The sequence below is a fragment of the Rhodoglobus aureus genome, from assembly GCF_039527955.1.
Lineage (GTDB): Bacteria > Actinomycetota > Actinomycetes > Actinomycetales > Microbacteriaceae > Rhodoglobus > Rhodoglobus aureus.
On the sequence record NZ_BAAAKW010000014.1, the window covers coordinates 25423 to 38038 of the forward strand.

General features: G+C 59.8%; 14 protein-coding genes and 1 pseudogene. 5 read left to right on the forward strand and 10 right to left on the reverse strand.

What is annotated here, in order from left to right; all coding sequences use genetic code 11:
* The 6 genes from ABD112_RS02635 to ABD112_RS02660 all read right to left on the reverse strand — a co-directional run bounded on the left by ABD112_RS02635 (position 1) and on the right by ABD112_RS02660 (position 7284).
* Complete coding sequence (locus ABD112_RS02635) at positions 1–1740, reverse strand: dihydroxyacetone kinase family protein (RefSeq protein ID WP_343922922.1); 1740 nt, start codon at positions 1738–1740, stop codon at positions 1–3.
* A 122-nt stretch (positions 1741–1862) separates the two neighbouring features.
* Positions 1863–2846, reverse strand: coding sequence for a D-ribose ABC transporter substrate-binding protein (locus tag ABD112_RS02640; protein WP_343922924.1), 984 nt, complete (start codon positions 2844–2846; stop codon positions 1863–1865).
* 80 nt (positions 2847–2926) lie between these two features.
* Positions 2927–4039, reverse strand: coding sequence for an ABC transporter permease (locus ABD112_RS02645; RefSeq protein WP_343922926.1), 1113 nt, complete (start codon positions 4037–4039; stop codon positions 2927–2929).
* A 22-nt stretch (positions 4040–4061) separates the two neighbouring features.
* A complete protein-coding gene (locus ABD112_RS02650; RefSeq protein ID WP_343922928.1) occupies positions 4062–5585 on the reverse strand; it encodes a sugar ABC transporter ATP-binding protein in 1524 nt (507 codons plus the stop codon).
* Complete coding sequence (locus ABD112_RS02655) at positions 5582–6253, reverse strand: DUF2291 family protein (protein WP_343922930.1); 672 nt, start codon at positions 6251–6253, stop codon at positions 5582–5584. The genes ABD112_RS02650 and ABD112_RS02655 overlap by 4 nt, the downstream gene beginning before the upstream one ends.
* On the reverse strand, positions 6250–7284 hold the full coding sequence (locus ABD112_RS02660; RefSeq protein ID WP_343922931.1) for a zinc-dependent alcohol dehydrogenase family protein: 1035 nt from the start codon (positions 7282–7284) through the stop codon (positions 6250–6252). Before ABD112_RS02660 ends, ABD112_RS02655 begins: the two co-directional genes overlap by 4 nt.
* Before the next feature lie 177 nt (positions 7285–7461).
* On the opposite strand from ABD112_RS02660, the gene ABD112_RS02665 reads away from it, so the two are divergent.
* The 4 genes and pseudogenes from ABD112_RS02665 to ABD112_RS02680 all read left to right on the forward strand — a co-directional run bounded on the left by ABD112_RS02665 (position 7462) and on the right by ABD112_RS02680 (position 9077).
* Complete coding sequence (locus ABD112_RS02665; RefSeq protein ID WP_343922933.1) at positions 7462–8043, forward strand: tyrosine-protein phosphatase; 582 nt, start codon at positions 7462–7464, stop codon at positions 8041–8043.
* Positions 8040–8321 (forward strand): hypothetical protein, encoded by a 282-nt coding sequence (locus ABD112_RS02670; protein ID WP_343922935.1) that lies wholly within the window; start codon positions 8040–8042, stop codon positions 8319–8321. The genes ABD112_RS02665 and ABD112_RS02670 overlap by 4 nt, the downstream gene beginning before the upstream one ends.
* 90 nt (positions 8322–8411) lie before the next feature.
* Positions 8412–8474: pseudogene (locus ABD112_RS14560) on the forward strand (DUF2510 domain-containing protein); the annotation flags it as partial.
* A gap of 57 nt (positions 8475–8531) precedes the next feature.
* Positions 8532–9077, forward strand: coding sequence for a phospholipid scramblase-related protein (locus tag ABD112_RS02680; protein ID WP_425563790.1), 546 nt, complete (start codon positions 8532–8534; stop codon positions 9075–9077).
* A 153-nt stretch (positions 9078–9230) separates the two neighbouring features.
* On the opposite strand, the gene ABD112_RS02685 is transcribed toward ABD112_RS02680, so the two are convergent.
* From ABD112_RS02685 to ABD112_RS02695, 3 genes are all read right to left on the reverse strand, one after another.
* Positions 9231–9803 carry a DUF4395 domain-containing protein gene (locus ABD112_RS02685; RefSeq protein WP_343922939.1) on the reverse strand — a complete coding sequence of 191 codons (573 nt, stop codon included), beginning with the start codon at positions 9801–9803 and terminating at the stop codon, positions 9231–9233.
* 27 nt (positions 9804–9830) lie between these two features.
* Positions 9831–10286, reverse strand: a complete 456-nt coding sequence (locus ABD112_RS02690) for a TlpA family protein disulfide reductase (RefSeq protein WP_343922941.1) — start codon at positions 10284–10286, stop codon at positions 9831–9833.
* 128 nt (positions 10287–10414) lie between these two features.
* Positions 10415–11215, reverse strand: coding sequence for an SDR family NAD(P)-dependent oxidoreductase (locus tag ABD112_RS02695; RefSeq protein WP_343922943.1), 801 nt, complete (start codon positions 11213–11215; stop codon positions 10415–10417).
* 144 nt (positions 11216–11359) lie between these two features.
* Here ABD112_RS02695 and ABD112_RS02700 point away from each other — a divergent pair, with 144 nt between their 5' ends.
* Entirely contained in the window at positions 11360–11959 is a 600-nt protein-coding gene (locus tag ABD112_RS02700) for a TetR/AcrR family transcriptional regulator (protein ID WP_343922945.1), read from the forward strand.
* 45 nt (positions 11960–12004) lie between these two features.
* Here ABD112_RS02700 and ABD112_RS02705 read toward each other — a convergent pair whose 3' ends face one another.
* Complete coding sequence (locus ABD112_RS02705) at positions 12005–12583, reverse strand: beta-class carbonic anhydrase (RefSeq protein WP_343922947.1); 579 nt, start codon at positions 12581–12583, stop codon at positions 12005–12007.
* Between the last annotated feature and the right edge of the window lie 33 nt (positions 12584–12616).

Below are 12616 nucleotides of genomic sequence, written 5' to 3' on the forward strand. Positions count from 1 at the left end.
TTAGTTTTTGGTGGTTATTGCGAGCACGTGGCCCGCTACGGTCATCGCCCTTGCGAGAGAAATCGCGCCGGGGTCGGGAGTTCCGAGGCTTTTCTCCATGTGCGGGCGGGCTCGTCCCATTCGAGGGAGCATGTCAGTGGTGGCGTCGGCAGCACGCGTCGCTTCACTCGCTGCAACCGTCCAGGCGGCAGAAAGCGATTCTCCCGCTGTGACCTGCGAGACAAGGGTTTCGGCGAATGGCACCAGCGCATCCACCATCGTCTTGTCGCCGACTTCGGCTTTGCCGTAGCTCTTGATGGAGGCGCAAGCTGCGGTGACTGCGTCCGAAACGTCTGATGCGGAGGGGGCACGTTCGTCGCCGATCCGTTCGCCAGCCGCTCGAAGCGCAGCACCCCACAGTGCTCCTGACGTTCCCCCGGCTTTGTCGGCCCAGGCGTCTCCCGCACGGATCAACACGGTTCCGGTGCCTGCGCCGCCGGCGACAGCCAAATCTGCTGCGGCAGCGGCTGCTCGAGTCCCCCGCTGCATGCCGATGCCGTGATCTCCGTCTCCGGCGATCGCATCTAGGCGACCAAGTTCGTCGGCGTCGCGCTCGATCATGTCTCGGATTGCTGCAATCACCGCTTGGGCGATCGGCCCTGCGGCGGCCGACTCTGCAGAGGCTGCCGGAATAGCCTCCGGAAGCTCACTACTGGTCGATTCACGAATGGATTCGGGGGTCTTGCTCGTTGGTGCAACGACGCCCTTGCGGTAGGCGGGCGTGTAACTGGGTGATGACCAAGCTTCTTCGAACTGGTCGTCGAGCCAGAACAGAGTCAATGAGATTCCGGCCATTTCGAAGCTGGTGGCGTATTCGCCGACCTCTGGCTCGACCACGGTGATGCCAGCGTCCGTGAGAAGTTTCTCGACCCCGGCGTAAATGATGAACAGTTCTTCGGACTTGACTGCGCCAAGGCCGTTCACGATGACTGCTGCACGAGCGCCGGCGGGAGAAATGTCGTGGGGAACTTCTTCGAGCAATCCAGCGACGAGACGAGCGGCGATCTCGTTTGCGGTGGGCAGCGGCACAACGTCAATGCCGGGTTCGCCATGAATTCCCATACCGACGGCCATCTGGCCTGCCGGAACAGTGAAGAGCGGTCCGCTCGCGCCCGGGAGCGTGCATCCGGAGAATGCCACACCGAGTGATCGGACTCTCGAGTTAGCACGGCTCGTGAACTCAACGACTTCGTCAAGACTCATCCCTTGTTCTGCAGCCCACGCGGCCGCTCGGAATACCGCTAGGTCTCCGGCGATTCCGCGACGCTTGGTGTGTTCTGCGGGTGACGCGCTGTAAATGTCGTCAGTAACGCGCACTGTGTGGCAAGGAATTCCCTCGTCGTTCAGTCGCTTCTCAGCCTGATCGAAGTTCAGAACGTCACCGGCATAGTTGCCGTAGGTAAAGAGAACTCCGGCGTCGGTGGCGACCGATTTGGCGGCCGAGTAGATCTGCTGGGCACTCGGTGACGCGAACACGTTGCCCATGGCCGCGGCGTGGGCAAGCCCGGCGCCGACCAGGCCGGCAAAAGCGGGGTAGTGTCCCGAGCCGCCGCCGATGACAACGGCGACCTGTCCAGCTGGTGTTGCTGTTGCTCGTGCGACTCCTCCAGTGACACGGCGCACGAGAGTTCTATGGGCGGCGACGAATCCGGCAGCGGACTCATCGGCGAAATCTGCCGGATCGTTCAGAACGTAGCTCATGGTGTCTCTCGTGACTAAAAGTGAGTGGTGTGGATGTGTTGCTGCGAGGTGGGGCGGATGCTCGTGCGAACGCGCATCCGCCCCCTCTGGTCGCCGCGGGGTGACCAAATTGTCAAACGGGATTAGCCGCTGTAGGTGAACGGATCCGTCATCTTGTCGACGTTATCTACGGTGATGAGGATGCAGTCAAACGACTGCTTCTCGGTCTCCGGAGCGTTGCCTGTCTTGATGAATTCGTCGGCCAGCATGACGGCTTCCTTCGCGAAGACTGCTACCGGCTGCAGCACTGTGTAGGCGAGTTCACCGGCGGTGACTGCGTCAACTGCGTCGGGCGAGCCGTCGAAGCCTCCAACAACAACTCCGTCAAGCTTTCCTGCTTCTTTCAGCGCAGCAATCGCACCGAGTGCCATCTCATCGTTACCCGAGATCACTCCGGCAAGACCGGGGTTCGACTGGAGCAATGACTGCATCTTGTCGTGGCCCTTGGTGCGGTCCCAGTCGGCTACCTCGGTGCCTACTTGAACGAGATCGGGGTACTGGCCGATAACCGTCGTGAACCCGTTGGAGCGTGTCTGAGCGTTGTTATCGGAGGGTGCACCGAACAGTTCAACGTAGTCTCCGACCTCACCCATCTGGGCGACCCATTCTTGGGCGCCGATAGCGGCTCCCTGGGCGTTGTTTGAAACGAGTTGTGCTTTCGCAAGCCCCGTTTCGTTGATCTCTGCGTTCACGAGGAACACGGGGATCCCGGCAGCATCAGCCTTCTGCACGGCCGCCACTGACCCGTCGGCGTTGGCCGGGTCAAGGATGATCGCGACTGACTTGTTCGAGATTGCGGTGTCAATCAGGGTGTTTTCTGTGTTGGTGTCGCCCTTATGGGCTCCAACGGTTGCCTCATAGCCGAGCTCCTCTGCTGCGGCTTTTGCGACATCCCCTTCGGTCTTCCAGTAAGGGTTAGCAGGATCGTTAACGATGATCGTGATCAGACCGCCGCTTTCTCCGCCTGCCGTACCGGATGAATCAGGTTCTGCCGCAGAGCATCCTGCGATTGTCAATACGACTGCACCCACGGTGATGAGGGCGGTAATTGCCTTCTTGCGCATCATGAGATGCGTCCTTTCTGTTGGTTATCCCTTGGTGATTCTTCTATTTGTGCAGCGCAGTGAATCCTGTGCTGCACGGCAAATCAGTTCTTGCCGACGGGGGTCGGAGGTTCCTGATTCGACGTCGAGGTGGCTGCCTTGGTTGCGCTCTTGGCCCGGGCTGCGGGGCGACGACGGCGGCCGTACTGCACGCTGTTGAGGAGCACTGCGATGACGATTACTGCGCCGATGAAGACCATCTGCCAGTAGGCGGAGACTCCGACGATCACGAGGCCGTCTGAGAGGAATCCAATGACAAACGCGCCGAGTAGTGTGCCTTTAACACTGCCGCGGCCTCCCATGAGCGACGCTCCTCCGATAACTACTGCCGCAATGGCGGTGAGCTCGTAGGTGTTTCCTGCCGTCGGGCTGGCGCTTGTCAGCGTTGAGGCGAGGATGAGTCCGGCAATTGATGCGCAGATTCCTGAGACGACGTAGACCCAAATTTTCACTCCGCGCACCGGAACTCCGGAGAGTTCAGCTGCACGTTCGTTTCCACCGGAGGCGTAGAGCCAGCGACCGAAGACAGAACGGCTGAGAATCAGGCCGAGCACAATCGCGATGATGCCCATGATGAGTACACCGATGGGGATGTTGAAGATGCGGTTGAAGCCGAGCCACGCGAATCCGGTGTTGCCTAGTTCTGAGTCACCAGACAGCTTGTTAATGGTGAGACCGTTGGTCATCAGCAAAGCGAAACCGCGGACAACGTAGAGCATTCCTAGGGTGGCAACGAACGGCGCAACGTTGAATCGGGAGATAAGGAAGCCGTTAACAAATCCGATCGCAGCGCCGACCCCGCACGAGATAATGACCACGACGGGCACGCTGGGGTAAAGAACTACGCCGAAGATGTTGAGCGGCACTCCTTGCATCAAGAAGCCGGCGATCACCGCGGAGAATCCCAGGGTTGACCCGACCGAGAGGTCGATTCCGCCATTGAGCACCACAAGCAACATCCCCATGCCGAGGATCGCGTAGATCGCCACGTGGGAGGCCATGATCAGCAGGTTTCCCGTGGTCAGATAATTTGGCGAGAGCATCGAGAAGACGATGATGATGAGGATCAGCGCAAGAAACGCTCGCCCCTCAATCAGCAGCTTCGTGATGGATAACTTTTTCTTGTTCTCTGTGATGGTCGTTATTGTCGTCGTCATTGTCGATCCGTCCTGGGGTGCGCTACGCGGCCACGGCTTCGCCCGAGGCGGCCATGATCATCTCTTTGGTTGCATCGGGGCCGAACTCGGCGGAGATCTGTCCGCGGCGGAGCACAATGATGCGATGGGCAATGCTGAGGCACTCGCCGACCTCGGAGGTGGAGTAGACCACCGCGAGGCCTTCGCGAGCTCGCTCGGCGAGCAGGGTAAATACTTCGGCTTTGGCACCGATATCGATTCCGCGGCTGGGTTCGTCAAGCAGCATCACTCGTGGCTCGGTAGCGACCACTTTGCCGATGACGACCTTCTGCTGATTGCCGCCCGACAGCGAACCGATGGGCAGTTCTGGCCCGGGAGTTTTGACTGTCACCGTGCCGATGAGGTCCTCTGCTCGACTCTTTTCGACTCGATGCGAGAGGAGCCCGTTGACGACTGAGTCGCGCAGGCTGGCAAGGGTGAGGTTGGATCCGACGTCGAAGGTCTGCACGAGACCGTCACGCTGGCGGTCCTCAGGGACCAGGCCGACGCCGAGCGCGATACGTTCAGCGATCGACTCTTTACCCAGCGGTCGGCCATCCAACACAATTGCGCCGCTTTCGACTGGTTCGCGGCCAGCAATGGCTTCGAGAAGTTCGGTTCGTCCAGCACCCATCAGCCCGTAGAGGCAGACGATCTCGCCGGCGCGAACATCAAGGTCAAGGTCATTGACCACGACGCGTTCGGCATTTTCCCGGTCCAGAACGCGTAAGCCTTGAACGCTCAGCACGGTGTCGCCGAATTCGTAGCCTGTGGGTGGTGAACCGAGGTCGAAGTTTTCGCCAACCATGTTGCGCACGATCCACTCAAGATCGATATTTGCGCGCTCGTCCTTGGCAGTCATTGCACCATCTCGCAGCACAACGGCGTGGTCGGTAACTTCCAACGCTTCCTCGAGATGGTGGGAGATGTAGACGATGGCAACGCCGCGGGCGGTGAGGTCGTGGATGATTGTGAAGAGGATCTCGACTTCGGCTGCAGCCAGCGCCGAGGTCGGTTCATCCATGATGAGGATTCTGGAGTTGACCGAGAGCGCACGGGCGATCTCGATGATCTGTTGCTGCCCGACTCTGAGGTCAGAAACTAGGGTGTCTGGCTCGATCCGAAACTGCATCTCCTCAAGGAGCACGAGAGTCTGTCGAGTTTCCTCGGCATAGTCCACCCCAAATGGCCCTCTGATTTCCCGACCCATGAAGATGTTGTCGCGCACAGAAAGGTTCGGGGCAAGGCTGAGTTCTTGGTGAATGATCGAGATTCCCCGATCGCGGGCATCCGTCGTGGAAGTGAACACGACTGGCTGGCCGTCGAGAATGATGTTTCCCGAGGTCGGCTGTTCGACACCAGACAGGATCTTCATCAGCGTCGACTTACCTGCACCGTTTTCACCGAACAGGGTGGTGACAGTGCCGGACCGAATCTCGAAGTTAACGCCTTTGAGCGCGTGGGTTCCGCCGTACTGTTTCACGATGTCACGTGCCTCGAGCACGACGTCGTCGAGTACGTCACTCATTGGATCGTCATCTCTACCGGTGTGACCAGCCAGGAGCTGGGGTTGATCAGCGTAAAGGCGCCGGTGATCTCGACCGTTGCGCCGGTGAGGTTAGTCGTGTCCACGTTTGCGAGCACTTGCGTTTTGAGCTCTTCGTTGAGAGCAGCGGCGGCGTTTTGGTAGTCGATCTGGTTAACGAACTGCCCGAATTCGATCTCACCGGTCGCGTCTCGCAGTTCGGTGCCGTTGATTGCCGGGCCGGTCTGGATGCGGATCAAGAGGTCACCAGCGATGCCGTCGACAGCAACCTCGTAGATCCCTGACTTTCCTTCTCCGACTATGCCGGTAAAGGTGGTGCTGTAGACGGCGCCGCCAGAGCTCTGCACGGAGTACTCGGTGGCAGCAGCAGCGGGATCCTCGGCGATTGCGGCAGCGAGAGTTTCGGCGTCGGTTGCTTGATCAGCGATAGCTGATTGCACGCCGGGGAACGTCTCTCCCCCATAGCTTGCGGCATCGAACTTTTGCGTTCCTTGGGCGAGCGGGTCGTCTGCTGGCACGATCTTGGTACCAAGAATCATCCCGATGAGAACAACGACGATTGCTCCTATCCCGATGTACCGTTTGGTCGCCCGAGAGAGCGGGCTCCGTACTGCCTTCGTGGCCGTCGCTGGCGTGGTGGAGGTGCTCACGGAATCAGTACTCTGGATTCGGCGTCGTTGGGGCGAATCTGGAGCTTGCGCCCGGTGCCCGCGCGGAACAGGTCGAGCGCTTGCTGATAGTCATCAAGCGTGAAGGAGTGACTGATCATTGCTGTGGCGTTGACCGCTCCGGCCTCGAACATTTCGACGGCACGACCGAAGGAGTTGAGCACGGCCATGGTGCCGACGATAGAAATCTCATCGCGGTAGATACGGAATGGTGAAAACTTTGCGGTGCCGTCCGCTGGCGCGACGCCGAAGTCCTGGAAGAAGCCGGCCGGTTTCACTCGCGTGAGTCCGTCTTCGATGGCGCGGAGGTTGCCGGTGCAGTCGATGACGACATCCCACTTCTCGCGGTCGGCGTCATCAGCTGAGGTGTAGCGCAGGTCGATTCCGCACTCTTCTGCGACGCCAAGGCGGTCAGGGTTTAAGTCAATGATGGTGACGGATGCCGCACCGGTGCGGGTGGCGAGTTGCGCCATGAGCAGCCCCATGGTTCCAGCACCGTAGACGAGCACGTGGTCGCCGAGCCGGCGAGGCAGAACGTCCCAGCCTCGGATCGCGCAGGCGAGGGGCTCGATGAGGGCGGCCTCGTAGATGTCCGTTTCGGGCTTGAGCTTGTACACATTACTGGCCGGCGCAACGAAGTATTCCTGAGAGGCGCCATCAGAGGCGACAACACCGAGTCCGTTCCAGAAGCGGCACAGATTCTGATGCCCGTTGATGCAAAACTCGCACTCACCACAGGTGGTGCTGGGGTTGATGGCCACGTTGTCGCCGACGGCGAAGTCGAACACCTTGTCGTTGACGGCCTCGCCGAGGGCGACGATCGTTCCGGTGGCCTCGTGCCCCGGGACTAGTGGGAAAATTGTGCCTTCGAACTCCCCATCGAACACGTGGGTGTCGGTTCCGCAGATGCCGACCGCGGCGGTCTTAATCAGAATTTCTTTGTAGCCGGGTGTAGGTCTCGGCCGTTCTTCTAGAGCGAGCTCTCCTTGAGACGTGAAAACTACTGCGCGCATCTTTGCTCCCGATTTACATTTCCCTCGGCGCATTTACCTTCGCGTCGTTGGGAGGTTGTGAGGTTCCACGAAAGAGAATATTTCGTGTGGCATTCGCGCATTCATCTAACATGAACGCGTTAGAAACACCATAAATGGCGATAGGAGCCGTGTCAAGTTACCAACGAGACTGGCGCTATGAACCGCGTCGCCGCCATTGTTTTCACGCTGGCAATCACATCTTCGGCCGACGAATTCACGCCATGTCAGGCGTTGTGCAATTCTCAGACCGGAGCCATCGGCGCTCAGTATGCTGAGGCGATGAATGACCTCTCGTGGGATGGCTGCATCAATGCTCGAGATTCAGGCAGGTTGCCCACATCTCTTTCTCGCACCGGCGAGACCGTGTCGGGCAGAATCGCTCGCGGCCCACGGCGAGAACGGCTTATTGTGGCTGGCTGGGATGCGGCCCGCGCGTGGGGACTAACGTCAATCGTCGATCTTCGCTGCGCCGACGAGGTGGGTGTCGGCGAGGGCGACCCGCACATTCCGGCAGCAACTCTCGCCGGGATCTCGATCGTGAATGCGCCACCTGAGAATCAAGACGACCCCGAATTTGTGAAGTTCTGTTTTCCCATTCTCGACTCCCCCGAATACTGGACTCACAACTGGCGCCTCCAACCCCACCTGGTGCGCAGCCCTCTCGAAGCGATCGCCGCCTCGCAACCCGGCACCCTCGTGCACTGCAGCGCAGGTCGGGACCGCACCGCACCGGCATGATCAGTGCTCTGCTCCTCGGCAACGCTGGAGTCGCGCCAGACGCGGTGGCCGCCGACTACACCGCCTCCGTTCATACCATGGCCGCCGTCGCGCAACTTGCCCCCGGAGTTGCACCCCAGTCAGTACGCTCCCGAGACGACGTTGACGAGTGGATGCTCGACAAACTTCCCATCGTGAGGCACGCAGCTTCGCACACTACCGAGATCTTCGATCTGCTCGACGTCTCGAATGACACTCGCGCAGCGTTGCGTGCACTGCTCATTGCGCACTACAACTAGCCACCACGGCGGGCTCGGGTTCTGAAACGAAACTGTCTGCGCCACTGTTAGCCTCAATTCAGGTCTGAACAGGCTCCGCCAAACTGGTATTCCGACCCGTTTGACCGCCATGAAATCCGATATTGGGATGGCATCCAGTGGACCCACCATGTCTCGTCACAGGGGCGCCAGTCACTCGATCCTCCCGTCGAGAGCGCGCCAGTTCACGCCATCAAGCAAGCCAATAAGAAAGTTCAGCAGCAGGTCCGGCAAGCGGGTGTCGCAACTCGCGCTCAGGTCGGCGGCGGAACGCTCTTCACAGAACCAGTACTGGTGGTAAGCCAGAAGGCCAAGCTTTTTGAGGTCAACGCTGAATACGCTGTCTACGACCAGCATGGCCAGCAGATTGGCGCCGTGCAAGAGCTCGGCCAAAGCATTCTCAAGAAGGCTATGGCTGGTCGAGCTGATGGGTCAAGAACGGTGAGGCTGCAGGTCGTTGATCTGAATGGACGCGTGCTGATCGCGCTCACCCGGTCAGCGAAGATTTTGCGTTCCAAGGTTATAGTGCGCGACGCCAACGGCGCAGAACTGGGCCAAATCGTGCAGAAAGATTTCGGCATTATCGGCAAGAGCCGGTTCCTTTTCGAGTCTGGCGGCAAGACTCTGGGTTCTATCAACGGTGAAGATTTCAGCGCCTGGGACTTCAACATTCAGGACGCGACTGGAGATGAGGTCGCCCGGATCACCAAGACATTGGCGGGGCTAACCAAGGAGTGATTTACGAAGGGTGACAACTACGTTGTGCAAGTCCACCGGCCAGTAGAAGAGCCACTCCGCTCGCTCGTTATCGCTTCAGCTCTCGCCGTGGACACAGTGCTCCGTCAGGGCAATTCCCGCTGAGCGCACTCCCCCGGTTGATGTTCAGCCACCTCACGAAGCGGAGCTGGGGCGCCCAATCACGCCAGCTCGAACGAGCAACACGTAAAGCTGGCAGCCGAGGCAGTAGTCGAACACCGCGTTGAGGAATGCGGCGACAAACGCCATGGCTGCAAAGATTACGAGCGCGTAGGGCACGGCAGCAAGATGCAGCACGATACCGATCACGGTGATGACGAATCCGACACCCTGTGAGAATGTCGGCGGACGTGGATCTTCGAGGTGGCTAGGAGCACTGAACCAACGACGAACGGTGCTCTTGAAGAGCAAGCCATACGGGTGACGCTTAATCCCTGCGAACGCTCCCCAGGCGAAAAGTAGAGCGATGATGCTGAACAGGATGAAGGCCGGTTGAGTGGCCCTCTCCGCAATCGCGGCGGGTAGGGATCCAGCAGCATCCAGCCCTAGTCCGATCACGGTGAGGAGCAGTATCGCTGTGATTCCGGCACCGAACCGGGGTCCGCGCGGGTCAATCCCGTCCTTTCCCGGCTTCGCTGCCAAGGCCGCCTTCGAATCAGAAAGTTGCGTCGGCTCCGGGCTGAGTGGTTGATTCACGGTCGTTGTCATCGCTATCTTGTTTGCTGAAAGTGGTCGTTAGACAAGAACCGGGCTAAGCATCCGGTCTAGTTCGGCTCTCACGTCGTTTATCTTAGGAGCACCGCCGATGCGGGCCTGCAGCACGCCATTGCCATCGAGAATGAACGTAGTAGGCGACTGCAGCAGGTTGAATTTGTTCGCAATCTCAGGCCGTGAAGTCACGTCAATGTTGACGTGGACTACCGCCCCTGTTCCGTCATCAAGATCTGTGGCGAGACCACTCAGAAGCGTGTGGGTCGTTTTGCAGGGGGTGCACACCTCGGTAGAGAACTGGAGCAGTGTCACGCGGGTGCCCAACTCGGGCGCACCGGGAATCGAGATTCGATTCTCATTGGCTGCCGAAGTGGTTCGGGCTCGCTGGATGCGGCCGGTTCGGGCACGCCAGACGAATCCCAGCACGGTGGCCAGAGCCACCAGGCCGAGAAGCACAGTCAGGGTTTCCAAGGTATTCACCTTTCCAGAGTATTAGGGGTTCACCCGCGTCGACGTTGTGTGACGCGAGGTTACTCAAGGTAAGTCTCGTGCTGCTTCGGATATTCCGAGGAGCGCCAGAAAAGTGGCATTCCTCGGAACGGTGGCGCCTAGATGCTGACGTGGTCCTTCACCGCAGCTTCCATGTCCGCGAGTCCGGGAGCCATGGCGGCATCAACGGCGAGCGGGTCGGCAGCGTTTAATTGCTGCAATCCGCGGCCGTCCGGTGCCGAGGCATTGATCTCGTGCTCGCCTGCGACAAGTCCGGTCATCACCTGAGTGACAACATCGGCTACGGGGCGACGTTCCCAGTCAGCGTTCTGAGTGCTCATCATCGCGGTGTCGGTGGCGCCCGGGTAAACAGTTGCTACGTGCACGCCGGTGCCATGGAGTTCGCGGCGCATTGCTTCGCCAAAGGCTGCGAGGCCTGACTTGGTGGCAGCGTAGACGGCGTAGAACGGCATGGCGACGAGAGCAATCTCGCTTGAGATGTTCAGGATGAGGCTACCGTTGGCTGCTCCGCTGGTGCGAAGTTGTGGCAACAGTGCCTGGGTGAGAAGTACTGGTGCGGTGAGGTTGAGGTCGATCATCGCGGTGACTTCTGCTGCGGTGGATTCTTCGAGTCGACCGGCCCGCACGTTGCCAGCGTTGTTGACGAGGAGGTCGATGGTGTCCCACGACTTCACGGCTTCGGCTACACGGTCTGCGGCATCCGTCTTACCTAAGTCTTGGACGAGAATTTCGGAGGTGCCGCCCGCAGCCTGCACGAGGTCGGCAGTCTGCTGCAGTGTTTCGTCCTTGCGGCCAACGAGCAGCAAGTGTGCGCCTTTGGCGGCGAAATCGAGGGCGAGTGCCTGCCCGATTCCCTGACCTGCTCCGGTGACAATTCCGCGACGGTTGTTGAGATCCATTTTGGGGATCCTTCCTATTGTGGGGACGGGTCGGGGTGGCGACCCAGAAAACAAACTCTCGTTATGTACCGAACGGTACCATAGTGATCTGCAATTTGTTACCGAAAGGTTCCAAACTCGCAAGAAGCGCCGTAGGATGAATCAATGAGCACCATTGCGAACGCGCCAACCGGCCGCCCCCGGCTCTTTGACGAAGAAGAGGTCCTGGCCGCATTGACGTCAATGTTCTGGTGCCAGGGCTACAGCAAGACCTCGATGGCAGACATCGTTGAGGCCAGCGGCATGCACAAGCCCAGCCTCTACCGCACCTTTGGCAGCAAAGAAGAGCTCTTCGCAATTGTGCTGCGGCGCTACCTCTCTGAGCGGATCGCCATGTTCACGAGCATGATTGAGCAGGCGGGCCCCGGCATCGAGGGCGTGCACAACTTCCTCAGCCTGTTCGAGGCGGATGCGGTCACAGAACGCGGCCGCGACGGCTGCCTGATGGTGATGGCTTCAAACGAACTCCGTGGCGCTCTGCCCGGCTACGAATTCTCCGCCGACTACAGGCAACAAATGGGCGACTGCCTCCACATCCTTGTCGCGCGCGCGGTACCCGACGCTGAGGACGCGCTCACTCAGGCGCGCACAGACCTATTAACGACGTACCTGCTGGGGCTGCAGGTGGTCATGCGTGCCGGAGCCGACGCTGACGAAATCCATCAGCAGCTCAACGCCATGCACGTCACCGTCGACACCTGGTGAACCGGGCCACCCAAGGCGGGCGTTGGCGCCGAGCAGGAGCGGGAGCTACAGCGAGGCACCTGCAGCAGTGGCTTCGGGCACTTCACTAAGCCGCCCCGTCGCGACGTCATAGATGTAGCCATAAACCGGGATTTCGTTCGGGACCAGAGGGTGCGCCTTGATCCGCGTAACGTCTTCGAGCACGCTCTCCGCTTGGTCGGCAATGGTCAGCCAGTCGATGTATTTCGCCTCGGCGGAGCCCGGACCGGTACCGAAGTCTTCGAATCCGGCTTCGCCCAAAGCAGCTGTCTCCAAGCTGTTGGCCAATAGCCCACGCATGACGCCGTCGGTGAAGAACTCCATCCCGCAGTTGGTGTGGTGAATAACGAACCACTCCTTTGTTCCTAGGAGCTTGTACGAGATGACGAGCGACCGTATCGCATCGTCGGATGCTCGTCCTCCCGCATTGCGGATGACGTGCGCGTCGCCTTCGCTCAAGCCTGCATACTTTGCCGGGTCGAGGCGCGCATCCATGCAGGTCAAGATCGCAAAGCCTCGAGCTGGCGGCAGCGGCAACTCGGACTTGTCACCGAAACTCTCGGCATAGGCGGCATTGGCGGAGAGCACTTCGTCGAGCACTGGCATGGCGGACTCCTTCTGGGTTCGGGGTCAGCGGCT